The 24,246-nt window shown below is 67.7% G+C and carries 16 protein-coding genes; 8 read left to right on the top strand and 8 right to left on the bottom strand.

The genetic code is table 11. The annotated features are described in order from the left end of the window. Window positions 1-54 precede the first annotated feature (54 nt). From kdsB to L5876_RS06855, 4 genes are read left to right on the top strand one after another with little or no spacing between them, the layout of a single operon-like run. Complete coding sequence (kdsB, locus tag L5876_RS06870) at window positions 55-837, top strand: 3-deoxy-manno-octulosonate cytidylyltransferase (RefSeq protein WP_369281020.1); 783 nt, start codon at window positions 55-57, stop codon at window positions 835-837. Continuing rightward, on the top strand, window positions 834-1,451 hold the full coding sequence (locus L5876_RS06865; protein ID WP_236955414.1) for a histidine phosphatase family protein: 618 nt from the start codon (window positions 834-836) through the stop codon (window positions 1,449-1,451). Before kdsB ends, L5876_RS06865 begins: the two co-directional genes overlap by 4 nt. A gap of 7 nt (window positions 1,452-1,458) precedes the next feature. Next, window positions 1,459-2,601 carry a CaiB/BaiF CoA-transferase family protein gene (locus tag L5876_RS06860; RefSeq protein ID WP_236955412.1) on the top strand — a complete coding sequence of 381 codons (1,143 nt, stop codon included), beginning with the start codon at window positions 1,459-1,461 and terminating at the stop codon, window positions 2,599-2,601. Beyond that, window positions 2,598-3,806, top strand: a complete 1,209-nt coding sequence (locus tag L5876_RS06855) for an FAD-dependent oxidoreductase (RefSeq protein WP_236955411.1) — start codon at window positions 2,598-2,600, stop codon at window positions 3,804-3,806. Before L5876_RS06860 ends, L5876_RS06855 begins: the two co-directional genes overlap by 4 nt. Window positions 3,807-3,960: 154 nt before the next feature. Here the strand turns inward: L5876_RS06855 and L5876_RS06850 are convergent, their stop codons facing one another. Next, on the bottom strand, window positions 3,961-4,659 hold the full coding sequence (locus tag L5876_RS06850; RefSeq protein ID WP_236955410.1) for an SDR family NAD(P)-dependent oxidoreductase: 699 nt from the start codon (window positions 4,657-4,659) through the stop codon (window positions 3,961-3,963). 156 nt (window positions 4,660-4,815) lie between these two features. Between L5876_RS06850 and L5876_RS06845 the strand changes: the two genes are divergently transcribed. Both L5876_RS06845 and pbpC read left to right on the top strand, forming a co-directional pair. Continuing rightward, window positions 4,816-9,693 (top strand): alpha-2-macroglobulin, encoded by a 4,878-nt coding sequence (locus L5876_RS06845; RefSeq protein WP_236955409.1) that lies wholly within the window; start codon window positions 4,816-4,818, stop codon window positions 9,691-9,693. A gap of 2 nt (window positions 9,694-9,695) precedes the next feature. Continuing rightward, window positions 9,696-11,762 carry a penicillin-binding protein 1C gene (gene pbpC / locus L5876_RS06840; RefSeq protein WP_236955408.1) on the top strand — a complete coding sequence of 689 codons (2,067 nt, stop codon included), beginning with the start codon at window positions 9,696-9,698 and terminating at the stop codon, window positions 11,760-11,762. Window positions 11,763-11,851: 89 nt separating this feature from the next. On the opposite strand, the gene L5876_RS06835 is transcribed toward pbpC, so the two are convergent. From L5876_RS06835 to aceA, 5 genes are all read right to left on the bottom strand, one after another. After that, on the bottom strand, window positions 11,852-12,823 hold the full coding sequence (locus L5876_RS06835; RefSeq protein WP_236955407.1) for a hypothetical protein: 972 nt from the start codon (window positions 12,821-12,823) through the stop codon (window positions 11,852-11,854). A 139-nt stretch (window positions 12,824-12,962) separates the two neighbouring features. Next, on the bottom strand, window positions 12,963-13,826 hold the full coding sequence (locus L5876_RS06830) for an alpha/beta fold hydrolase (protein WP_236955405.1): 864 nt from the start codon (window positions 13,824-13,826) through the stop codon (window positions 12,963-12,965). A gap of 18 nt (window positions 13,827-13,844) precedes the next feature. Continuing rightward, window positions 13,845-15,251, bottom strand: a complete 1,407-nt coding sequence (locus L5876_RS06825) for an MFS transporter (protein ID WP_236955403.1) — start codon at window positions 15,249-15,251, stop codon at window positions 13,845-13,847. 281 nt (window positions 15,252-15,532) lie between these two features. After that, window positions 15,533-17,164 carry a malate synthase A gene (aceB, locus tag L5876_RS06820; protein ID WP_236955401.1) on the bottom strand — a complete coding sequence of 544 codons (1,632 nt, stop codon included), beginning with the start codon at window positions 17,162-17,164 and terminating at the stop codon, window positions 15,533-15,535. A gap of 28 nt (window positions 17,165-17,192) precedes the next feature. Continuing rightward, window positions 17,193-18,482, bottom strand: coding sequence for an isocitrate lyase (gene aceA / locus L5876_RS06815; protein ID WP_236955400.1), 1,290 nt, complete (start codon window positions 18,480-18,482; stop codon window positions 17,193-17,195). Between the two features lie 146 nt (window positions 18,483-18,628). Here aceA and L5876_RS06810 point away from each other — a divergent pair, with 146 nt between their 5' ends. Further along, window positions 18,629-20,053, top strand: coding sequence for a short-chain fatty acyl-CoA regulator family protein (locus tag L5876_RS06810; RefSeq protein ID WP_236955399.1), 1,425 nt, complete (start codon window positions 18,629-18,631; stop codon window positions 20,051-20,053). Window positions 20,054-20,182: 129 nt separating this feature from the next. On the opposite strand, the gene L5876_RS06805 is transcribed toward L5876_RS06810, so the two are convergent. Both L5876_RS06805 and L5876_RS06800 read right to left on the bottom strand, forming a co-directional pair. Then, a complete protein-coding gene (locus L5876_RS06805) occupies window positions 20,183-21,865 on the bottom strand; it encodes a carboxylesterase/lipase family protein (protein WP_236955398.1) in 1,683 nt (560 codons plus the stop codon). A gap of 75 nt (window positions 21,866-21,940) precedes the next feature. Further along, window positions 21,941-22,978, bottom strand: coding sequence for a helix-turn-helix domain-containing protein (locus tag L5876_RS06800; protein ID WP_236955397.1), 1,038 nt, complete (start codon window positions 22,976-22,978; stop codon window positions 21,941-21,943). A gap of 121 nt (window positions 22,979-23,099) precedes the next feature. Here L5876_RS06800 and L5876_RS06795 point away from each other — a divergent pair, with 121 nt between their 5' ends. Continuing rightward, entirely contained in the window at window positions 23,100-24,182 is a 1,083-nt protein-coding gene (locus L5876_RS06795) for a methyltransferase domain-containing protein (protein WP_236955396.1), read from the top strand. The last annotated feature ends 64 nt before the right edge of the window (window positions 24,183-24,246 follow it).

Here is a 24,246-nt window from a genome sequence, read left to right as displayed (position 1 = left end):
GCTTCGCGCTGGTAAGGCTTCCCTCTTTTGCGGCTCTGTGCCATGCCGCTGATCATGAGTGTTCTCGCCGTCATTCCCGCCCGTTACGGCTCGACCCGTTTTCCCGGCAAACCGCTGGCCCCGATCGCGGGCACGCCGATGATCGAACGCGTCTGGCGGATCGCCAGCGCCGCCGACGGCGTCGACCGCACGGTTGTCGCCACCGATGACGAACGCATCGCCGATGCCGTGCGCGCCTTCGGCGGTGAGGCGGTGATGACACCGGAAACCTGCCGCAACGGCACGGAGCGGGCGCTGGCCGCACTCGATGCGCTGAACCCGGATGCCGACATCGTCGTCAACGTCCAGGGCGATGCCCCGCTGATTCCGCCCTGGGTGATCGGCGCGGTCGCCACCACGCTGAAATCCGATCCGGCGTTGCAGATGGCGACGCCCGCCGTGCGCATGACGCCGGAGACGGAAAAACGCTTCCGCGAGACCAAGGCCGCAGGCGCGGTCGGTGGAACGACTGTCGTCTTCGCGCGCAACATGGACGCGCTCTATTTCTCGAAATCCGTCCTGCCCTTCCAGCGCCACCCGGAAGCCGGCACACCTGTCTTCCAGCATATCGGCCTCTACGGCTACCGGACCGATGCGCTGCGCCGGATCGTGGCGCTCGACCCCAGCCCGCTCGAGAAGGCCGAAAGCCTCGAACAGCTCCGCGCGCTGGAAAACGGCATCCCGATCCGGGTCGTCGAGGTCGATTATCGCGGCCGCTCGGCCTGGTCGGTCGACAGCCGGGACGACGCGAAAGTCGTCGAATCCATCATCGAACGCGAAGGCGAGCTGGTCGGATGACGCGGCTCATCCTCGCCCGGCACGGCAATACTTTCGGTCCCGGTGAAACGCCGGTCTGGGTCGGCGCGAAGGAAGACCTGCCCCTCGTCGAGAAGGGCGAAGCCCAGGCCGAAAGCTTGGGCAAGGCGCTCTCGGACTCCGGCGTGAAGCTCGACCGCGTCATCACCGGTCCGCTGCGCCGTACCCGCCGCGCTGCGGACATCGTGGCAGATGCGCTCGATTTCACCGGCCCGATCGAGATCGACGAGCGCCTGAAGGAAATCGACTACGGCCCGTGGGGCGGCCTCAGCGATGCCGAAATCATCGAGGCGTATGGCGAAGCCCCGCTCGCCGCGTGGCGGGATCGACACGAAGTGCCCGAAGGCGCCGGCTGGTCGCCCTCGCCCGCGACACTCCGGGCCAATGCACTCGCCGTGCTGAACGATGCGCGGCGGTCTAGCGGCACGGTTCTGATCATGACGTCCAACGGCATTCTGCGCTTCTTTCATGCCGCGCTCGGTTTCGACGGCGACGCCAAGGTGAAGACCGGCCATGTCGGCGCCGCCGATCTTACCGCCGACGGGGACAAGCCGCGCTTCTGGAATCTTGACCCGGCGGGCGGGCTTCCGCTCTGATCGGAACATGACAGGTCCGCTTCACGGCATACGTATCATCGAATTGTCCGGCATCGGCCCCGGTCCGCTGGCCGGTCAGCTGCTCGCCGACCTCGGTGCGGAGGTGATCGCGGTCGACCGCACGCCCGAACCGCGTATGCCGGAGCGCCCGAAGGACACCAACCGGCGCGGCAAGAAGTCCATCGCGCTGAACCTGAAGCATCCTGACGCGGTCGAGACAGTCCTGAAACTCTGCGAGAGTGCCGATGCGCTGATCGAGGGCTACCGCCCCGGCGTCACCGAACGGCTCGGCATCGGCCCGGATGCGGCGCTGAAGCGCAATCCGAAACTCGTCTATGGCCGCCTGACCGGCTGGGGCCAGACCGGCCCCCTCGCCGACCGCGCCGGGCATGACATCAACTATATCGCCATCTCCGGTGCGCTCGGCACGATCGGGACGGCGGAGCGGCCGCTGCCGCCGCTCAACCTCGTCGGGGATTATGCCGGCGGTTCGCTGATGCTCTGTCTTGGTGTGCTCGCCGCGATCCTCAACGCCCGCACGACCGGCAAGGGTCAGGTCGTCGATGCCGCGATGACCGACGGGTCGGCCGCGATCATGTCGCTGATCCATTCCCTGCTCGCGTCGGGCATCTGGACCGACCGGCGCGGCGACAATCTGCTCGACGGCGCGACGCCCTTCTACCGCTGCTACGAGACGTCCGACGGCGGCTTCATGGCGGTCGGCGCGATCGAACCGCAATTCTACGCCCAGCTTCTGGCCGGGCTGAACATGCCCGCCGAAGACGCCGCGAAACAGTGGGACAAGTCCGACTGGCCGCGCCTCGAAGCCGAGTTCACGCAGCGCTTTGCATCGAAGACACGCGCCGAATGGACCACCGTCTTTGAGGGCACGGACGCCTGCGTCTCCCCCGTCCTGTCGCTCACCGAAGCCCCGGACCACCCGCACAATGCCGCGCGCGGCACCTTCCTGACGGCGGACGGTCTGACCCAGCCCGCCCCGGCCCCGCGTTTCGCCGGCACGCCGGCGAAAACCGGCCGCGGCCCTTTCTTCGCGGGCGAGGATACGCGTGAAATCCTTATGGGTCTTGGGGTTGAGCCGGGCGAGATCGACCGCATGGTGTCGGAAGGCATTGCGGGAGAAAGCGCGTGAGCGACGCCATCGTCATTCTGGGAGCCGGACAGGCCGGGGTTCAGCTGGCCGACAGCCTGAGGCGCGAAGGCTGCGGCCGCCCGGTCGTTATGATCGGCGAGGAGACCGACCCTCCCTATCAGCGCCCGCCCCTGTCGAAGACCTATCTGCTCGGCAGCTTCGCCGAGGAACGCCTGCCGCTGCGCGCGCCGGACTTCTACGAAGGCCACGGCATCGATCTGCGCCTCGGCGTGAAGGCCGAAGCGATCGACCGCAGCGCGAAAACGGTGCGCCTGTCGACCGGCGAGGATCTGTCCTACGGCACGCTGGTCATCGCCACCGGCACCCGCGTCCGCGTGCCGCCCATTCCAGGCATCGACGGCCCGAAAGTCTTCGCCCTGCGAAGCCTCGCGGACTCGCGCAAGATCAAGGCGGCGCTTGAGACCGCGAAGCATGCCGCCGTGATCGGCGGCGGATTCATCGGTCTCGAAACTGCCAGCGCCATCGCCAAGATGGGCGTGAAGGTCACGGTCGTGGAAATGCTCGACCGGCTTATGCGCCGCGCCGTCGGCCCGCGCGTCTCCAGCTTCTTCCACGAACTCCACGCCGCCCATGATGTCGACATCCGCTACGGCGTCGCGGTCCAGAGCATCGGCGAGGCCGGCACGATCACGCTCGGCACCGGCGAAAAGCTCGACACCGACCTCGTCATCCTCGGCGCCGGCGTGGTGCCGAACTGCGAACTGGCCGTAGAGGCCGGTCTCGCCTGCAACAATGGCATCGATACCGATGAGTATGGCCGCACCGCCGACCCGGACATCTACGCGATCGGCGACTGCGCTCACCACATGAACACCTTCGCGGGGCAGCGTATTCGCCTGGAGTCGATCCAGAACGCCGCCGATCAGGCCCGGGCGCTCGCGAAGACGCTGGCCGGCACGCCGACCGCCTATACCGACGTACCCTGGTTCTGGTCGGATCAGTATGACGCCAAGCTGCAGATGGCCGGCCTGTCAGAGGGCGCGGACGAGAGTGTCGTGCGCGGCGATCCGGTCTCGGGCAGCTTCTCGGTCTTCTATTTCAGGGATGGAAAGGTCATCGCCGCCGACAGCGTCCGCGCCCCGGCCGACCACATGGCGATGCGCCGCATCCTGGCGAAATCCGATCCCGCCCTGACCCCGGACGAAGCGGCAGATACCGGCTTCGATCTGAAGACGCGGATGTGATTCCCCTCCCCTCGAAGGGGAGGGACGCGAGCGGTTTCCGTCTGGAAGACGGGAGCGGGGTGGGGTGAGTTTTCCCGCAAGACACCCCCACCCCGGTCGGCTGGCTGACGCGCAGCCTCCCGGCCCTCCCCTCAAGGGGGAGGGCAAAGAACAGTCAAACCCGCCCGGTCACCGGGACCAGCGCACCCGTCATCGCCTTCGCCGCATCGGAGGCGAGGAAGAGGATCACTTCGGCGAGGTCGGACGGCGCGACCCAGGTCTTCGGGTCGGCGTCGGGCATGTCGGCGCGGTTCTGCGGCGTGTCGATGATCGAGGGCAGGACGGCATTGACCGTCACCGAACTACCGGACTTCAGCTCCTCGGCGAGCGCCTCGGTCAGCCGCATCGTGCCCGACTTCGACGCCGCATAGGCGCCCATGCCCACGCCGGCCTTCACCGCGCCGGCGGCCCCGACATTGACGATCCGGCCCGCCTTTGCGGCCTTCAGCGCCGGCAACGCCGCGCGGCAGGCGACCGCCGCGGTCTTCACATTGAGCTTGTAGAGGAAGTCCCAGGTGTCGATCTTGCCGTCTTCCAGCGTCTCCCAGGCGAAGCCGCCCGCGATGTTGCAGAGCACGTCGAGCCCGCCGAACCGGTCGAACACGGCCTCGATCGCGTCGGCCGCCTGGCGCTCGTCGGTCAGGTCGACACTGCCGAGGCACAGCATGTTGGACCCGGTATCGCACAACCCGTCCGGCGGGGTCGGAGCCCGGTCGATCAGCGCGACTTTCGCGCCGCGCTTCTTCGCCAGTTCGGCCACAGCCGAACCCAGAATGCCGAACCCGCCCGTGATCGCGACGACCTTGCCCTTCATGCATCACTCCTTCTGTTTGAGGTCAGGCTAGCCCGATCTGCCGGACCATCAAGTCCGAAGGCCGCGCCGACGCGCCCTGCCCGCACTTGGCCAAATTTCCCGGCATCAAAATGCCTTAAGGTCGTGTAATGTCGGCGGCGGACAGGGAGGAATTTCATGACACACCGGATTTCACGCGCCGCGGCCTTCGCCATGGCAGCGCTCGCGCTTCTCGTCACAGCCTGCGGTGATCGCGGCAACGGGGGCGAAACGACGAGCGGCAACACCGCCCTCCTGCAGGACCGGGCCGCCGATGCGCCCCGCGCCGAAACCGAAGTCTCCACCCGGTTCGAATACCTGCGCTACCGGGTGAATGTCGAAGACGCCTCCCCCAGCCTCTGCCTGGTCTTCTCCGGCCCGCTCGACCCGGAAACCGACTACGCGCCCTATGTCCGCATCGATCCGGACACGCCGCTCGCCCTGTCCGTCAGCGGCCAGACACTCTGCCTCGGCGGGGTTGATTTCGGCACCTCCTACGATGTCACCCTGCGCGAAGGCCTGCCGGCCGCCGACGGCCGCGAGCTCGGCTATGACCAGACCACCACGCTCGAATTCGGCGACCGCCCCGCCTATGTCGGCTTTGCCGGCGGCGGCGTGATCCTGCCGCGCATCGAGGCCGACGGCATTCCGATCGAGACGGTGAATGTCGACAGCGTCGAGATCACCATCTTCCAGATCACCGACCGCGCGCTCGCCTTCCGCTCGATCTCGCAGGGCTACACGGCCGGCGAGGGCGAGTATGAATGGCTCTATGGCGAGGAAGATCCCAGCGGCGTTTCGCGCCTGATCTGGGAAGGCGAGATGGACACGGGCGGCGAGATCAACGCGCCGAACGTCACCGTCATGCCGCTGACCGACACGATCGGTGAACTGCGCCCCGGCGCCTATTTCATCCGCGTCACCGATGCCGGCGTCGACGAGGACGAGCGCCAGCCCGCGCGCGCCACGCGCTGGTTCGTCATCACCGACCTGGCCCTCACCAGCTATACCGGCACGGACGGAATCGACGTCACCGTCCGGTCGCTGCAGTCGGCGCGCCCGCAGGACGATATCCGCATCGACCTGGTCGCCCGCTCGAACGAGATCCTGGCCAGCCAGACGACCAACAATGACGGCCGCGTCAGCTTCGACGGCCCGATCGTCAACGGCACGGGCGACACCGCGCCGCGCATGGTCTTCGCCTATGGCCCTGAGGGCGATTTCGCCGTCCTCGACCTCGACCGTTCGCCGGTCGATCTGAGCGAGGACGCCGTCGGCGGACGCGACGCGCCCGAAGGCGCCGACGCCTATCTCTATCTCGACCGCGGCATCTACCGCCCGGGCGAGACCGTCCACCTGACCGGCCTCATCCGCGACCGCGAAGCGATGGCGATCACTGACCGGGCCGGCTCGGTCGTGGTCTACGCCCCCAATGGCATCGAGAATCAGCGCTTCCGCTTCGAGAACGCACCGGAAGCCGGCGCAGTCCAGTTCGACTTCGACGTGCCCCGCGCCGCCGCGCGCGGCATCTGGCGCATGGCGCTGGAAGTCGACGGCCTGGGCGTGGTCGGCCGGGTCAGTTTCTCGGTCGAGGATTTCGTGCCGCAACGCATCGCGCTCGAGCTCGAAACCGACGACGACACCCCGGTTCTGGCGGGTGAAACCCGCGCGATCGAGGCCGATGTCCGCTTCCTCTACGGCGCGCCGGGGGCCGGTCTTCCGGTCGAGGGCGAGGTCCGCATCGAAGCGGAATACAACCCCTTCCCAGCCTGGGCAGATTACAGCTTCGGCCGCCATGACGAGGATTTCCGCGAAACCACCTTCGACCTGCCCGACACCATCGCCGATGGCGCAGGTCAGGCGACGCTCGTGATCAACCCCAATGGCGAAGCCGCCGATGCCTCGCGTCCGCTGCGCCTGCGCGCCGTTGTGCGCGCGCTCGAACCCGGCGGCCGCCCGGTCGCCGACGATGTGCGCATCCCCTATCGCCCGCGCCAGCGCTATCTCGGCATCGATCCGCAATTCGACTACCGCTCGGAGCGCGACCAGACGGCGAGCTTCGGCATCGTCGCCCTCGACCCGTTGGGCAATGCGGTCTCGACCGCGGTCGAATGGCGCCTGATCCGGATCGACTACCGCTATGACTGGTACCGCGAAGACAATGGCCCGTGGCGCTGGCGGCGGACCCGCAATGTCGTCACCATCGAGGACGGCGTGCAGCAGATCGGTCCCGACGGCGGCACGATCACCACCCCGGCACTCGACTGGGGCAGCTATCAGCTGATCGTCACCGATCCGCTGACCGGCGTGGAATCCAGCGACGGCTTCTGGGTTGGCTGGGGCTCGCAGCCGGTCGACGGCGTCGAGGCCCCGGACCGCGTCCGCATCGCCACGCCGGAGGACGGCGTGCAGGTCGGCCGGTCGGCCGAACTGACCATTCTCGCCCCCTATGCCGGCATCGCCGAAGTTGTCGTGGCTACCGACCGCGTGCTGGAATCGCGCACCGTCGAAGTGCCGCAGGAAGGCGCCCGCATCTCGCTGCCTGTCACCGAGGACTGGGGCGCCGGTGCGTACGTGATGGTGTCGGTCTACACGCCGCGCGATCCGGTGGCCCAGCCGCGTCCGCGCCGCGCCGTCGGGGTCAGCTACATCCCGGTCGACATGGGCGACCGCACGCTGGATCTGTCACTCGACACGCCGGAAATCGTACGCCCGCGACAGCCGCTGACCGTCACGATCGAGGCCGAGGGCAACACAAGAGAGGCCTATGTCACCCTGGCGGCGGTCGACGAGGGCATCCTGCTTCTCACCCGCTTCCAGTCACCCGATCCGGTGGAGCATTTCTTCGGCCGCAAGCGCCTGGCCGTCGACATGTATGACGATTACGGCCGCCTGCTCGACCCCAATCAGGGCGCGGCAGCAGAAGTCCGCTCCGGCGGCGACCAGATCGGCGGTGCCGGCCTGACCGTCGTGCCGACGCGCACCGTCGCCCTGTTCCAGGGGCCGGTCCGTTTCACCAATGGCGAGGCCGAGATCGAGCTCGACATTCCGGACTTCAACGGCGAATTGCGCCTGATGGCCGTGGCCTGGACCCCGTCCGGCGTCGGCGAGGCCAGCCAGCCGCTGACCGTGCGCGACGAGGTTCCCGCCGAACTGATCCTGCCGCGCTTCCTCGCGCCGGATGATACGGCGGTGGCCACCGCCACGCTCGACAATGTCGAGGGCGAGGCCGGGACCTATACCGTCACCGTCGATGCCGGTTCCGGTCTGACCGTGCCCGATCCGGAGCTTCAGCTTCAGCTGGCCTCCGGGGAACGTCAGGACGCCGGCGTGACCATCGAAGCCGGTGAGACGGGCGTGACCGCGGTCGGCATTACCGTCGCCGGACCCGGCTTCTCGGTCCAGCGCAGCTACCCGATCGAGATCCGCTCCGCCTTCCTTCCGGTCAGCCGGATCGAACGCACGCGGATCGCCGAAGGCGAGAACTACACGCCCGATCCGCGCGTGATCGACGGCTTTACGCCGGGCTCCGGGACCGTTCAGGTCAGCTTCTCGGCCATCCCGATGGATGCCGCGGCGCTTTATGACTCGCTGTCACGCTACCCCTATGGTTGCACCGAACAGCAGGTCTCCCGCGCGCTGCCGCTGCTCTATGCCGACCAGATGGCAGCGCTTGCGGGTGTCGAGACCGACGACGAGATCCGCCGCCGCGTCGCCGATGCGGTCGAGACGATCCTGAACCGCCAGAGCGCGGACGGGGCGATCGGCCAATGGCGCATGGGCGACCGCAATGCCAACCCCTGGCTCGGCGCCTATGCGGTCGACTTCATCGCCCGCGCCCGCGAGCAGGGCTATGCCGTGCCGGACGCGGCGCTCGACCGCGCCTACACCGTGCTCGATGGCGTCTCCCGCCTCGAACTGTGGCGGGCTTCCGGCTACGAGACACAGGTCCAGCGCGGACCCTGGCAGTACGACACCCAGGAACGCCTCAACCACCGCAGCGCCGCCTATGCGCTTTACGTCCTCGCCCGTGCGGGCCGGGTCGACCGCGCCCAGCTGCGCTACATGCACGACCGGCTTCTGACCGATATCGCCAGCCCGCTCGCCCGCGCCCATCTCGGGGCCGGTCTGGCGATGATCGGCGACGAGGCCCGTTCGCGCAGCGCCTTCCAGGCCGCGATGGATGCGCTCGGCTACAACAATGCCGGTGACTGGTATCAGACACCCCGGCGCGACATTGCCGGTGTGCTGGCGCTCGCGGCGGAAGCCGGAAACGAGGACGTCGTCGCGGCGCTGACCGAGCGCGTCGCGGCCGACCTGCCCGAACCCGACCGCCTGACGACGCAGGAGAAGGCCTTCCTCCTCCTCGCCGCCCGGGCACTCGCGGGAGACACGACAGAAGTCAGCGTGACGGTCGAAGGCGAGGCCGACACCGTCACCGCCGGCCGCTCCTTCCGTCTGGACGCCGAGCAGGTCGAAGCCCGCCCGGTCTTCACCAATGAGACGGGCGGCATGGTCTGGATGACCCAGATCGCGCGCGGTGCGCCGGTCGACGCCCCGCCCGCCGTCTCCGAACGGCTGCGGATCGGCAAGTCCGTCCTCACCACAACCGGTCAGCCGGCCGATCTCGCCAACGTCACCCAGGGCGACCGCTTCGTCGTTCTCCTGACGTTGACGGGGATGGAAGAGCGCCGCGTTCCGGCCGTCATCGCCGATCTGCTGCCCGCCGGTTTCGAGATCGAGGCCGTGCTGTCGCCGGACGATGCCGGTTCGAACGGGCCATACGGCTTCCTCGGCGATCTGACGACGCCGGATATTGCCGAGGCCCGCGACGACCGTTTCGTCGCCGCTGTGGATGTGTATGAGCGACGCAGCTACCGCCTCGCCTACATCGTCCGCGCGGTGACGCCCGGCGACTACGTCATCCCCGGCGCCAATGCCGAGGACATGTACCGCACAGACGTCTTCGCCCGCTCCGAGGCCGGCCGCGTGACCATCCGTCCGCGCGCCGACTGACTATGCGGCTGCCGGTCTGGGTCATCGGGGTTCACGCCGCCATCCTCGCGATGGCGGCGTGCCTCCTTGTCCTCGACCGCGCCCTGCCCCCGGACATGGGGCGGGGAACGGAGATGTCCGTCGTCGTGACCGATTCGGGCGGCCGCGCGCTGCGCGTCTTTCCGGTCGAGGACGGGCGCTGGCGGCTCGCCGCCGATATCGACCGGATCGACCCGGCCTTCATCGCCGCGCTGATCGAGGTCGAGGACCAGCGATTCTACGATCATGCCGGGGTCGATCCGCTGGCGGTGGTCCGCGCCACCTTCACGTCCGCACGAGCGGGCCGCGTCGTGTCCGGCGCGTCCACCCTGACCATGCAGACCGCCCGCCTGCTCGAGCCACGGCCGCGCAATCTCGGCTCCAAGGTCGTGGAAAGCTGGCGCGCGCTTCAGCTCGAGCGCCGCCTCACCAAGGACGAGATCCTCGAGCTTTACCTGTCGCTGACGCCCTATGGCGGCAATCTGGAAGGCATCCGCGCGGCCAGCTGGGCGTATTTCGGCCGCGAGCCGGAACGCCTCACCGCCGAGCAGATCGCCCTCCTGATCGCCCTGCCGCAATCCCCCGAAGTCCGCCGCCCGGACCTGCGGCCAGAGCATGCGCGGACCAGCCGCGCGGCCATCCTGACCCGGCTGGCCGAAGCGGATTTGCTGACCGAAACGCGTGCGGAGGAAGCCGCTAGCGAGCCGTTGCCGTCGCGTGCCGACTTCCCGGCCGAGGCCTGGCATGCCGCCGAAGAGGCGCGCCGCCGCGCCCCGGGCGTCACCGAGATCCGCACCTCGATCGATGGCGGGTTGCAGGCCGAGCTTGAAGCCCTCGCCCGCGCCGAGGCCGAGGAAGCCGGGACCGACGTTCAGGTCGCCATCCTCGTGGTCGAGACCGAGAGCCGCGCCGTGCGCGCCGCCGTCGGCTCAGCCAGCCGGGGCCGTCAGGGCGGCTGGATCGACCTGACCGACCGCGCCCGCTCGCCGGGCTCGACACTGAAACCCTTCATCTACGCGCTGGCTTTCGACGACGGTTTCGCCGCCGCCGGAACACGCATGGCCGACGTGCCGCGCGCCTTCAGCGCCTACCAGCCGGAGAATTTTGACCGCACCTTCCGCGGTGATGTGACCGTTGCCGAAGCGCTGCAGCATTCGCTCAACGTGCCCGCCGTGCTGGCGCTCGACGCCGTCGGCGCCCGCCGCTTTGCCGCCTCGCTCGACTTCGCGGGCGCACATGGGCGCATCGCCGATTCCGGCGAGGACGAGGCGGGTCTCGCCATCGCACTCGGCGGTGTCGGCCTGACCGTGCGCGAGGTCGCGACCCTCTATGCCGCGCTCGGCGATGGCGGCTCGGCCCGGCCGCTAAGCTGGCTTGAGGACCGCTCCGATGTCGACGCTGACGCCCCGGCCCAGGCGCTGATGACGCCGGAGACCGCCGACGAGATCGTCTCCATCCTGCGCCGCGCCCCGCATCCGGGAGGCCGCATGCCGGCCGAGCTGTCGCGCGGTGCCCCGCGCATTGCCTTCAAGACCGGCACGTCCTGGGGCTTCCGCGATGCCTGGGCCGCCGGAACGGGCGATGGCTTCACCGTCGTCGTCTGGGTCGGCCGGCCGGACGGCACACCGCGCCCAGGCGTGACCGGCCGGGAAGGCGCGCTGCCCATCCTGTTCGACGTGTTCGACCGTGCGCGCCGCTACGCCCCGGAGACCGATACCGGTTGGGGCCGCGCCGAGACGCCGGACGTCCACGCTCCGCCTGCGCCGCTGCGCCGCTTCGGCGACAGCCTGCCGCCGGAAATCGTCTTTCCGCCCGACGGGTCGGAAGTCTGGGCCAATGAGGAAGGCCGCCCGCTCGTCCTCGCGGGACGCGGCGCGGGCCGGCTCAGCTGGTTTGTGGACGGTACACCGGCGGCACTGAATGGCGCGGGCGATCCGGTCTGGCTGCCGCCCCAGCGCGGCTTCTACACCATCGCCGCCGTGGACGATCAGGGCCGCACCGCGACCGCACGGGTCCGGATCCGCACCTCGGCCGACGGTCCGGCGCGCTAGCCCGGCACAAATCTGTCCTTGAAAAGAGAACGCCCCGCACCGTTTCCGGTGCGGGGCGCTTTTCCCCTCTCACTCAGTCGCTGGCGGGCCTATTGGCGCGCAGCAGCCTGAATGATGCGCGGGCCACCGCGTTGGGTGATCCGGCTGGACGCAAGCGACGCGACCGGCGTTTCGGTCTCGTCATATTGCGGCTCCTGATAGTCGCCGCCGCCCTGGTACTGGTAGGACATGGCGGGCGGATCCTGACGCATGGAGGCCGGCGGGACATAGCCCGGCAGTTCCATTTCGTCGCAATCCATCAGACGCCACTCATAACGCTCTTCGGCGACCAGCTCGTAGCGGGTGACCGATTCGGTGCGGCCGGTGACGGTCTGCGAATCGACCGACGCGGCGCGAACCAGCGTCTGGATCTCGACCTGGTCGTATTCGGCCGGGATCGGGATTTCCTCGACGCGGGCTTCCTGGATCAGCACTTCGCGCTGGATGGTCGCATACTGGGCGTCGACCTGGACTTCCTCGACACGGGCCGGGGTGACCAGCACGTTGCGGGTGACGGTGCGGTATTCGCCCGCCTCTTCAACGAGACACCAGATTTCGCCGGTTTCCGGATCGAAACGGGTCATCTGGGCACCCGGCACGCGGCCGCGCTGCCAGACCATGCGCGGTTCGCGCACCATGATCCGCTCGGTGACTTCCTCGTGCACCGCCGGGATCACCCGGTACTCGACATAGGACGGACGCACCATCACCTGCTCGGTGATCACGTCATAGACCGGCTCGTGCACGATGTAGCGCATGCCGGCTTCGCGGCTGATGAATTCGCGAACGTCATAGCCCAGCTCCGCCGGACGGACGTTGTAGGTTTCGTAGGTGTCGCCGGTGACGATCGTCTCGGTGTAGGGACGATATTCGGCTTCAACGCGGACGCGCGCATAGCACTCGCCCGGCGCTGCACTGGTTGGCGGTTCGGACGGGAACCACGCCATGTCGTCGGCTGCCGCGAAACCCGCGGGAAGCAGAACGGCACTAGCGATTCCAGCCAGATAGGTACGTCGGAGCATGGGTAACCCCCCCTGAAGCTTGGTCTCGGAATGTAAAGCTTAACGCGCTCTTAAGATTCTCCGAAGGGAAAAGTAAATTTTTCTCCCCTGACGCGAATCCGGAAAATCGATCTACCCTGACGGGCGAAGTCTTCGCCTGTCAGTCGACCTTTTGAAGGAAGATTTCGATCGCCGCCCAGGCCGCCGGTTCGGTCATGAAGGGGGCGTGGCCGACATCCGGGACCTCGACGATTTCCAGATCGGGTTTCACCGCCTGCATCTTCGCCGTCGTCTCCCGCGACAACAGGTCGGAGATGCCGCCGCGCACCAGCAGGGTCGGAATCGGCACCATCGCCGCCCAGACCGGCCAGAGATCGGCCGCCGCCTGACCGCCCTTTGACACCGCCGAGGCGATCGCCGGATCGTAGTCCGACCGGATCTTGCCGGTGTCGAGCACACGGTGGGTGCGTTTGGCAAAGGTCAGCCAGAACGCCTCGCCGGTCTCCTTCGGGAAGGCGTGTCCATTGACCTCGCGCGCGCGTTCCGCGGCGCTCGTCCAGTCGTCGTGATCGCCCGACTTGCCGACATAGGAGCGGATCCGCTCGATCCCTTCCGGGGCCAGCTCCGGCCCGACATCATTGATGATCGCGGCCGCGATCCGTTGCGGCGCCATCATGGCGGACACCATGGTCATCAGCCCGCCCATCGACGTGCCCGCAAATACCGCGCGCGGCAGCGACAGGTGGTCGAGCAGGTCCAGCATGTCCTGGGCATAGACGCCGGGATGATAGCGCTCGGTCTGGCTATCCCACTGCGAATCGCCGCGGCCGCGCTGCGACGCGGCGATCACCCGACGCCCGGTGGCCGCGACCCGGGGCGCGAAGTCGTCGAAATCCTTCAGATTGCGCGTCAGCCCATGCAGACACAGGACCGGCAGGCCCGTTTCGCCGCCCGCCGGTGCGTAATCGCGATAGCTGATCTTCAGCCCGTCGCGGCTGGTGAAGAAGGCATCGGTATGGCTCACGCGTCATCCCCCTGCGGATCAGCGCGCGGCCTCCCAGTCCTTCGAAAGGCGGCGCGAAGCGGCATAGAACAGCGCCGCCGCGGGCAGCACCAGTAGCGCGATCACGAGTATGGCGATTCGCAGCGCGTCCGCGCCGTAGGATTCCCGGAAAAAGTCAGAGAGGGCGCCGGTCGCGAACGGCCCGATCCCGAGACCTATGATGTTGATCACGAAGAGCAGAACCGCGGACGACATCGCCCGCATGTCCGGCGGCACGAGATTCTGCACTGTCGCCCACACCGGGCCGTACCAGACCGACAACAGCGCACTGCCGACCGCCAGAACCGCGAACGCTGCGGCCCCGACCGGCAGGGAGAGCGCGACGAAGTGCAGCGGATAGGAGATCACGAGGGCAATCGCCGGAATGGCAAGATAGGCGCCGAGCCATTTCGTTCCGAACTTGTCGGTCAGCCAGCCGCCGAGGAGTGTGCCGACGAATCCGCCGCCGCCGACGACGAAGGCGTAGGGAACCGCAGCGCGTGCGACCGCTTCAGACAGTGGCAGGTCGACCGCGTAGATCCGCACGAAATAGCTGAGTACCCACGGGAAGAGCCCGTATCCGACCAGCGAGGCGATCGCCGCGCCGAGCGCGATCAGCCAGAAGCCCGGCTTGGAGAACAGGACGCTCAGCGTCCGGCTCAGCGCTTTCGACTTGTCGGTCTTCGCCGCCGCAGGGGTCGCGGCGGTTTCCACGGCCGGCGGCGTGTCCTGCCGGCCGCGCTGGGGTTCGCGGATCGTGAACTTCACGACCAGCGCCAGCAGAATTCCCGGTATGCCGACCAGCAGGAAGGCGACGCGCCAGGGTTCGGTCGCTCCGATGGCGTCCAGCCACCCCGGCACGCCATTCTCCGCATACCAGGTCGCGACGGCGTGATAGCCGATCCCGCCGAACAGAATGCCCAGAACGGACCCGATCGGAATTCCCAGCGAATAGACACTCATCGCTCCGGCCCGCTTGTTCGGCGGGAAATAGTCGGAGATCAGCGAGTGCGAGGGCGGCGATCCGCCCGCCTCGCCGATCCCGACGCCGACGCGCATGAGGAGCAGCGTCATGAAGCTGCCCGCCAGCCCGAACAGGGCCGTGAACGCGCTCCAGACGGCCAGCGCGATCGCGATGATGTTCACCCGGTGCCAGCGATCGGCGAGCATGGCGATCGGCAGGCCGAGCACGGCATAGAGCACCGCGAAGGCCGGGCCGGTCAGCAGTCCGAGTTGCCAGTCGGCCAGGTCGAAATGCGCGCGGATCGGCTCCTGCAGGACCGAGACGATCTGACGGTCGATGAAGTTGAACGTGTAGACGACGAACAGGCCGCCCAGAACGTAGGCGCGGTAGGCACCGCTATCCGTGGCCGGCGGCACAGCCGCCGGTTTCGCCGCATCGGCCATACCGTCTCTCCCCGTATCCGGCCGGTTTTCCGGCTCGCTTGTCACGGGAAGTTATCAGCCGCGCGGAACGGGTAAAGAAAAACCGGTATGGTTGGGATGCTGAACCGCCGCCCTTCCCCTCGCCCCCTCTTAGGGGGAGAGGGTGCCGCGCCTGGCCCCGCGAAGGCGGGGCAAGCGCCGGGTGAGGGGGCGCACGCAGTCTTCAATTACGGAGCAGAACCCCTCATCCGCCCTTTCGGGCACCTTCTCCCCTTCAAAAAGGGGAGAAGGGAGAGCCGGCCCTAATCAAACTCCGTCAACCGCATCGAGACCTGGAGGTCTTCCGTCATCCGGTCATAGCCCGGCCCGGTCAGGAATTCGGCGAAGTCGTCCGACAGGACGAGATCCAGGACGAGGCCGGTCGCCGCTTTCACCTCGTTCGGACCCGACAGACGCCAGGTGTCGTCGGCGAGTATGTCCTTTTCGGCCCTGGCGATGGCATCCTTCATCCAGGCCGCGTCGAGCTTGGTGCCCTCTTCGGTCACCGCGCCATGCGTCTTCCACTGCCACAGCTGGGCGCGGGCGATCTCCGCGGTCGCGGCATCTTCCATCAGATTGTTGATCGGCGCCGCGCCGCGCCCGGCCAGCCAGGCCGCGACATAGCGGATGGCGACCTCGGCGTTGTCGCGCGCGCCCGCCTCGGTAATCGTGCCCTCCGGCACCTCGATCAGCTGCGCCGCTGAGCCGGTGACAGCCAGGCGCTTGTCGAGCTGGTTCGGCCCGTTCATCACCTCGTCGAACACCGCCTTCGCGACCGGGACGAGGTCCGGGTGCGCCACCCAGGTGCCGTCATGGCCGTCCGTGGCTTCGCGCAGCTTGTCGGCGCGGACCTTCTCGAACGCCTCGGCATTGGCCTTCTCGTCGCCCTTCACCGGGATGAAGGCCGCCATGCCGCCCATCGCATGGGCGCCGCGGCGGTGACACACCGCGATGACCCGGCGCGAATAGTTGCGCATGAAGGGCACGGTCATCGTGACCTGCGAGCGGTCCGGCAGGATGCGGTCGGACTGTTTCTGCAACCGCTTGATATAGCTGAAGATATAATCCCAGCGGCCGCAATTGAGCCCGACGCAATAGTCACGCAGCTCGTAGAGAATCTCGTCGAGCTCGAACACCGCCGGCAGCGTCTCGATCAGCACCGTCGCGCGGATCGTGCCGCGGTCGAGGCCGAGCATCTCCTCGGCATGCTGGAAGACCAGTGCCCAGAGCCGCGCCTCGCGCGCCGATTCCATCTTCGGCAGGTAGAAATACGGGCCGGTCCCGATCGTCCGCAGCGCATCGTGATTGTGGTAAAGATAGAGGCCGAAATCGAACAGCGAGGCCGACATCGCCTCGCCATTGATGCGCACATGGCGCTCTTCCATGTGCCAGCCGCGAGGCCGCACGATCAGCGTCGCGGCGTCGGACGACACCTTGTAGCGCTTGCCCGACGTCTCGTCGGTGAAGTCGATCGTGCGGCGGATCGCGTCACGCAGATTGATCTGCCCGTCGACCAGATTGGTCCAGACCGGGCTGGTTGCGTCCTCGAAGTCCGCCATGAAGCAGCGGGCCCCGGAATTGAGCGCGTTGACGACCATCTTGCGGTCGACCGGCCCGGTGATCTCCACCCGGCGGTCGCGCAGATCGGCCGGCGCCGCGCGCACCGTCCAGTCCGAAGCGCGGATATCGGCCGTGTCCTTGGGAAAGTCCGGCATCTCCCCGGCATCGAGCCGGGCCTGCCGCTCCTTGCGCTCCTCCAGCAGCGCCAGGCGGCGGCTGTTGAAGCGCCGGTGAATACCGGCCAGGAAGGCGAGGGCGTGGGGCGCGAGAATCGCCCGGTAACCCGGCTCGAGCTTGCCGAGGATTTCCACGCCATTCGGTGAGATATGGGTCATCGCCCTCTCCTTCCCTGCCGCTATCGGCTCAGGCTGCTTCCGTCTTGAACTGGTCGGTTTCGGTCGAGTGCGCCATCGCGGTCGTCGAGGCTTCGCCGCCCGACAGCGTCTGGTTCACCAGGTCGAAGTAACCGGTGCCGACCTCGCGCTGGTGGCGCGTGGCGGTGTAGCCGTCCTTCTCCGAGGCGAATTCGGCCTGCTGCAGCTCGGAATAGGCCCCCATGCCGCGGTCGCGATAGCCGCTCGCCAGCTGGAACATGCCGTGATTGAGCTGGTGGAAGCCGGCCAGGGTCACGAACTGGAACTTATAGCCCATCGCGCCCAGTTCGCGCTGGTAGGTCTCGATCGTCGCCTTGTCGAGATTGGCTTCCCAGTTGAAGGACGGCGAGCAATTGTACGCCATCATCTTGCCGGGGAATTCCTTCTGGATCGCCTCGGCGAAGCGCTTGGCCTCGTCCAGATTCGGCTTCGAGGTTTCCCACCACAGAAGGTCGGCGATCTTCGCATAGGCAAGGCCGCGCTTGATGCAGTGGTCGACGCCCATGCCGGACTTCAGCCGGTAGAAGCCCTCGCTGGTCCGGCCCGCGTCATAGTCGATGAATTCGTGGTCGCGCTCGTCGATGTCGGAATTGATCAGCGTCGCGGATTCCGCATCGGTGCGGGCCACCAGGATGGTCGGCACACCCATCACGTCCGCGGCGAGGCGCGCGGCGTTGAGGTTGCGCACATGCGCCTTGGTCGGGATCAGGACCTTGCCGCCGAGATGGCCGCACTTCTTTTCCGCCGCGACCTGGTCCTCGAAATGGACGCCCGAAGCGCCCGCCTCGATGAAGGCGCGCATGATCTCGTAGCAGTTGAGCGGACCGCCGAAACCGGCTTCCGCGTCGGCAACGATCGGGGCAAACCAGTCACGGCTGACCTTGCCTTCCGCCGCTTCGATCTGGTCGGCGCGCTGAAGCGTGCGGTTGATCTTGCGGCACAGCTCCGGCGCGGAATTGGCCGGGTAGAGCGACTGGTCGGGATACATCGCGCCGGCGACATTGGCGTCGGCCGCCACCTGCCAGCCCGAGAGGTAGATGGCTTTCAGGCCCGCGCGGACCATCTGCATCGCCTGATTGCCCGACAGCGCGCCCAGCGCGTTCACATACGGCTCGGTCTGCAGGAGTTCCCACAGCTTCACCGCGCCGCGTTCGGCCAGCGTGTTCTCGATATGCACGCTGCCGCGCAGCCGCAGGACCTCGTCGGCGGTGTAGTTGCGTTCGATGCCGTCGAAGCGGCCATCGACCGCACCCGGGATCAGTTTGGAAAACTCGGACATATCAGCCCCCTTCGTGTAAATCCGTTGACGGCACAGAAAGGGATCGGCTCCGGAAGGTCCAGAACACTTGCCATATAAAGCGGAAAGCCTGTATACTTATCACAATTGTGTGGATGTAATTCTGTAAATTATTTACCGATCGGCGAATGATGGCGGACGAGACCAGACCCCTCGAAAAGATCTTTGCCGGCGCGCGCCTGAGGCGCCTGCGGCGCGAAAAAGGCCTGACCCAGGCCGAAGCCGCCGAAGCGCTCGGCCTGTCGGCGAGCTATCTCAACCTGCTGGAGCGCAACCAGCGCCCGGTCACCGCGCGCGTCCTCCTCTCCCTCGCCGAGGTGTTCGACCTCGACATGAAAAGCTTCGCGGAAGGCACCGACCGCCAGCTGCTCGCCGACCTGGAGGATGCCGCCGCCGACCCGGTGCTGTCGCCGATCGGCCTCGACCGGGTCGAACTGACCGAGCTGGCCGAGACCCAGCCCCGCGCGGCCGAGGCGCTGACCCAGCTGCACCAGGCCTATCGCCAGCAATCCGGCGCAGCGCAGGAGATGATGTCGCGCATGTCAGACGGCCTGCCGGCCTCCGGCGTCGCGGAAAGCGTGCGCGATGCGCTCGACGCGCGCCGCAATCACTTCCCCGAACTCGAAGACGCCGCCGAAGCCCTCGCCAGCGAACTGAAGCTCGACGTGCGCCGCCGCGCGCAGACGCTCGAGGCGCGGCTTCAGGAAGCCCATGGCATTGTCGTGCGCGTCTTCGAGGAGGCGGTGATGGGCGGGGCGCGCCGCCGGCTCGATTTCCACGCGAGGCGCCTGATGCTGTCGGAAGTCATGCCGATCGAATCGCGCGCCTTCCACATGGCCGCCAGCCTGGCCCTGCTGGAGCAGGGCGAGCTGATCGACCGTCTCGCCGACCAGCCGGGCTTCGCCGCGAAGGAAGCCCGCACCCTCTACCGCATCGCGCTCGCCAACTATTTCGCCAGCGCCCTCCTCATGCCTTATGCCGCCTTTGCCAGGGCTGCGCTCGACCTGCGCCATGACATCGCGAAACTGCAACGCCGATTCGAGGCCGGATACGAGGCGGTCTGCCACCGCCTGACGACGTTGCAGCGTCCGGGCGCGGAGGGCGTGCCCTTCTTCATGGTCCGGGTCGATCCCGCCGGGAATGTCTCGAAACGCTATGGCGGCGGCGTGCTGGCCTTTGCCCGGTCGGGCGGATCCTGCCCGAAATGGGCGCTGCACGAGGCCTTCCGCTCGCCCGAAGGCCTGATCCCCCATGGTTTCGAACTGCCGGACGGCACACGATATGTCTCGGTGGTGAAGGCCGTCACCCGGCCCGGCGCGCCCGGCGAGCCGCCCGTGCTGCAGGCCGTCGCCGTGGGGTGCGAATGGAGCCATGCCGAAGCGGTCGTCTATGCCGACGCGCTCGCCGGCCGGCCGCCCCTTCTGATCGGCCTGTCCTGCCGCATGTGCGAGCGCAGCCCGTGTGCCCACCGGGCCTTCCCGCCCATGGGCCGCAAGCTCGACATCGACCCGTGGAGACGCGGCGCGGGACCGTATTCGCTGGGCGAGGATTGAAGTAGGCCTTCCCACCAAGGGGGAAGGCCAGGTGCTTTCCCCTCCCCTTGAAGGGGAGGGACGCGAGTGGCTTGCGCCAGCAAGACAGGAGCGGGGTGGGGTGAAGGCGCAGCCTTACACTCGAAACCCCTACCCGCAGCCGATCATGCCGGCGATGCCATCGCTTTCGCCGAAATAGCGGTCGCCCAGCGATGCGGCGACCCGGCAACGTTCCTCAGGCGTCAGGCGCTGGTCGGTCTCCAGACGCTCCGCGATGCTCGCCATCGTCTCCGCGCCGCGCACCACTTCCGGACCGCCATCGGCCGGCGTGTCGAACCGCATACGGTTGCCCCGCGCCCCCCAGCGCGGCCAGTCGGCTCCCGGATCACCCGCCGCAGCGAAATTGCCCCAGTGCTGGCCCATGGTGCGGGCCAGCGCCTCGCGGCTGTCCGCATTGCGGTCGTTGAACAGGAAGCGGTCGAGCCGGCCGAACATCTCGAACCGGTTGAACACGAAGGGAATCTCCATGGCGTGCGCGGCACCCAGCATGAAGCCGGTGTCGATGAAGAGATTGCTGCCGCCCTCGTCCCAGTCGAAGCGATAGGCCCAGACGTCCTCGTGCCCGCCCTCGCGCATCAGCGTCGCGACATCGTCGACCGCGCCGACCATCCAGACCCGCGACTGATAGTCCGATAGCGCATCGTAGAAGCTGCGGTCGCGCGGCCGGTAGAACACGCCGAACGTGCGGCTCGCCAGGCGCGGATCGAGCGCGTTGAACAGCTTCATCTCGTCCCGGTTCGTCCCCGTGATCACCGGCACGGCGTTGAACGTCTCTTCCGACGCGAAGGCCGAGCGCAGCCCGTCTTCCGGCAGCACGACCCCGTCCGCGATCATGGTCGGCATGGTCAGGCGGAAGCCGCCACCCGTCTCGTAGGCCGCGAACAGCGTATCGAGATCGACGCCGCGCAGATCGTCGGCGCTGGCGTCGCCGCCGGCCAGTCGTTCGGCGATCGCCAGCGACGGATTGGCGGCCTCGCCGCTGCGCCCCTCGGCCTCAGCGACCGGGTAGGACGCAACCGAACCGGACTGGATGATCGCCCGGTCGAACAGGCCTTCTGCCAGGGGAGAGGCCAGCAAGGCGGCGACGTTGTGACCGCCCGCGCTTTCCCCGAAAATCGTCACCCGCTCCGGATCACCGCCGAAAGCCGCGGCGTTCGCGCGCGTCCAGCGCAGCGCCTCGATCAGGTCGAGAATCGCGAAATCGGCGGCCGCGTCTTCCGGTAGTTGCGCGCCTTCACGCAGCGCCGGGTGCGAAAACCAGCCGAGGGGCCCCAGGCGGTATTGCACCATGATGACGACGACATTCTGGTCGATCGCCAGCTGCGAACCGTCATAGCTCTCGGTCGAGCCCCAGACGTTCGCCCCGCCATGGATCCACACCATGACCGGCAGGTCGACCGCACCCGGCGGCGCATAGACGTCGAGATAGAGACAGTCTTCCGACCCGACGCGCAGCCCGGCTTCGACCCCGCGCCCCTCGTCGAGCGAATTGGTGATTTGCGGACAGCGCTCGGCATGGGTCAGCGCCTCCCGATTGCCGGACCAGCTGGCGGCCGGGCGCGGCGCGCGCCAGCGCAGATCGCCGACCGGCGGTGCGGCATAGGGAATGGCGCGCCAGGCATGCGCCCCTTCCGGCGAGACGAAACCGGTCACCCGGCCCTGGGCGATTTCGGCCGTGGTGGCCGGATCGGCAACGGGTTCGGGCGGTGCGGCGTTGCGCGGGCCGCACGCAGCGGCGAGCAGGCAGGCGGCGGAAACCAGAAGACGGCGCATGAACTCCCCCCAAAGAGTCGCGGAACCGGCCGTGAAGATAGCGCGTCACGGCCGGTCCGCCACTCCCTTCGCGCGTCATGCGGGGGCGCCGAACGCTTCTGCGGCGAGCCCGACGGAGCGGTAGCGCTGCCGGTAGCGTGCCGGGGTCACACCGGTCATGCGCTTGAACAGGCGGCGGAAATAGCTGGGGTCGTCATAACCGACCTGATGCGCGACACCGTCGGTCGCCTCGTCGGTGGTTTCCAGCACATGCTTGGCCTCTTCGATGCGGAGCGCCTGCACATAGTCGATCGGGGTGTAGCCCGTGGCGGCGCGGAAGCGGCGCTTGAACGTCCGCTCCGGCAGACCCGACAGCGCCGACATGGCCGCGACAGGATTGCTCTGCGAGTAGTGGTCGGCCAGCCATTCCTGGCACCGGGCGATCGTGCCGTCTTCGTGACGGGAGGTCCGGCCGAGTACGGCGAATGGCAGCTGTCCCTCGCTCCGGTCGCCGAGCAGAAAGATTTTCGCCACACGCACGGCTTCCGCCGGCTCCGAGAAGCGCGCGATCAGGTAAAGGGCGAGTTCGCTCCAGGCACCGGGGCCACCGCCCGTGATGATGCGGTGCTCCGGACCCGCGGGGCAGAGAATCCGTTCCGGACACAGCTTCACGTGCGGATAACGCTCGGCAAAGAGCCGCGTCACGCTCCAGTGGCTCGTGGCTTCCAGTCCGTCGAGCAGGCCAGCCTCGGCGAGAAACAGCGAACCCGTACAGACCGAACACACGATCACGCCGGCCTCGTGGCGCGCGCGCAGCCAGGCCGCTTCCTCAGACCATCGACCGTCGAGCCGGCAGTCCGGCGACAACGCCAGGTCGGTAACGATAACGACATCGGGATCGGGCGCGTCCGCCAGGGCGGCATTGGGCGTGATCGTGACCCCCGTGGGCGAGACGAAGCTCGCGCCGTCCCGGGAGACGATGTGCACCTCCATCCCGCGCACGGGAATGTCCTCGCCGGTGGCGTCCCGCCACGCATTCCCGACGGACATCAGGACTTCGTGCAAACCGTAGATCGTGGCCGAAGTCGTCTCCGGCAAAGTCAGCAGGCTGACTCTCAGGGGAGCGGTGTCCACAGATGCACGCATGCGGGGCAATTGGCACAAAAGCCCCGTTTTTGTCAAATCCCCCTCTTATGCGTCTTTGCCCGGTCGCCTAAGCCCACGCCTCCCCGAAACGCTGAAAGGAGGCGGACCCATGTCCCCCAATCCCGAAATCGTCCCGTTCGACATGAACCGGGCCGAAGCCTTCGCCGATACGATCGGCGAGATTCTCAATGCCGGCGCCGTGGCGTCGATGATGTCGCTCGGTCACCGGCTCGGCCTGTTCGACGTGCTGGGTAACCTGCCGCCCGCGACAAGCGACGCCATCGCCGGCCGGGCCGCGCTCAGCGAACGCTATGTCCGCGAATGGCTCGCCGTCATGGTGATGGGCGGAATCGTGACCTACGACCCCGACGGCCAGACCTATGCCCTGCCTGCCGAACATGCCGCCTGCCTGACGCGCGAGGCCCCGCTCGGCAATCTCGCCGTCTACGCCCAGGCCGTGGCCATGATCGGACAGATGCAGGACGCCCTGCTCGAACGCTTCGAGACCGGCGAAGGTCTGGCCTATGGCGACTATCCGCACTTCCACGATTTCATGGCCGAGGACAGCGGCCAGACCGTGACCGCACAATTGTTCGATACCATCCTGCCGCTGGCGGACGGGATCGGGGAACGCCTTGAAACCGGCATCGACGTGCTCGACGCAGGCTGCGCGCGCGGCACGGCGCTGCTCGCCCTGGCGCAGCGTTTCCCGAACAGCCGCTTCGCTGGCTATGACCTGTGCGAGGATGCGATTGCGCACGCCACCGACGCCGCGCGCGCGGCGGGCCTGACGAACCTGCGCTTCGAGACCCGCGACCTCACCGGCTACGACGAGAAGAACCGGTTCGACTTCATCACCAGCTTCGACGCGGTCCACGACCAGAAGGATCCCCAGGCCCTGATCGAGAGCCTTCACGGCGCGCTGCGTCCCGGAGGCCTCTACCTGATGCAGGACATCGGCGGCTCGGCTCGGCTGGAGAACAACACCGATTTCCCGATGGCCGCCCTGCTCTATGCCATCTCCTGCATGCATTGCATGCCGGTATCGCTCGGCCAGGGCGGACTTGGTCTGGGCACGATGTGGGGCTGGGAAACCGCCCAGACCATGCTCGGCAAGGCCGGGTTCAAGGACGTGAAGCGGCATGTGCTGCCGCACGACCCGATGAATGTCTGGTTCGTCGCCCGCGCCTGACCCTTCCCTGAAACACCCCGCCTGTCGCCCCTCTCCTCAGCGAGGGGGGCTGCCCCGGCGGCCC

Source organism: Hyphobacterium sp. SN044 (genome assembly GCF_021864465.1).
Classification (GTDB): Bacteria; Pseudomonadota; Alphaproteobacteria; order Caulobacterales; family Maricaulaceae; genus Hyphobacterium.
This window is presented reverse-complemented; position numbering and strand designations above follow the sequence as displayed.

Coding starts and splice junctions, on each gene's coding strand:
- L5876_RS06835 (WP_236955407.1), bottom strand. CDS start 12,823: ATGCTCCGACGTACCTATCTGGCTGGAATCGCTAGTGCCGTTCTGCTT.
- L5876_RS06850 (WP_236955410.1), bottom strand. CDS start 4,659: ATGAAGGGCAAGGTCGTCGCGATCACGGGCGGGTTCGGCATTCTGGGT.
- L5876_RS06805 (WP_236955398.1), bottom strand. CDS start 21,865: ATGCGCCGTCTTCTGGTTTCCGCCGCCTGCCTGCTCGCCGCTGCGTGC.
- L5876_RS06810 (WP_236955399.1), top strand. CDS start 18,629: ATGATGGCGGACGAGACCAGACCCCTCGAAAAGATCTTTGCCGGCGCG.
- kdsB (WP_369281020.1), top strand. CDS start 55: ATGAGTGTTCTCGCCGTCATTCCCGCCCGTTACGGCTCGACCCGTTTT.
- aceB (WP_236955401.1), bottom strand. CDS start 17,164: ATGACCCATATCTCACCGAATGGCGTGGAAATCCTCGGCAAGCTCGAG.
- L5876_RS06845 (WP_236955409.1), top strand. CDS start 4,816: ATGACACACCGGATTTCACGCGCCGCGGCCTTCGCCATGGCAGCGCTC.
- L5876_RS06825 (WP_236955403.1), bottom strand. CDS start 15,251: ATGGCCGATGCGGCGAAACCGGCGGCTGTGCCGCCGGCCACGGATAGC.
- L5876_RS06865 (WP_236955414.1), top strand. CDS start 834: ATGACGCGGCTCATCCTCGCCCGGCACGGCAATACTTTCGGTCCCGGT.
- pbpC (WP_236955408.1), top strand. CDS start 9,696: ATGCGGCTGCCGGTCTGGGTCATCGGGGTTCACGCCGCCATCCTCGCG.
- aceA (WP_236955400.1), bottom strand. CDS start 18,482: ATGTCCGAGTTTTCCAAACTGATCCCGGGTGCGGTCGATGGCCGCTTC.
- L5876_RS06795 (WP_236955396.1), top strand. CDS start 23,100: ATGTCCCCCAATCCCGAAATCGTCCCGTTCGACATGAACCGGGCCGAA.
- L5876_RS06860 (WP_236955412.1), top strand. CDS start 1,459: ATGACAGGTCCGCTTCACGGCATACGTATCATCGAATTGTCCGGCATC.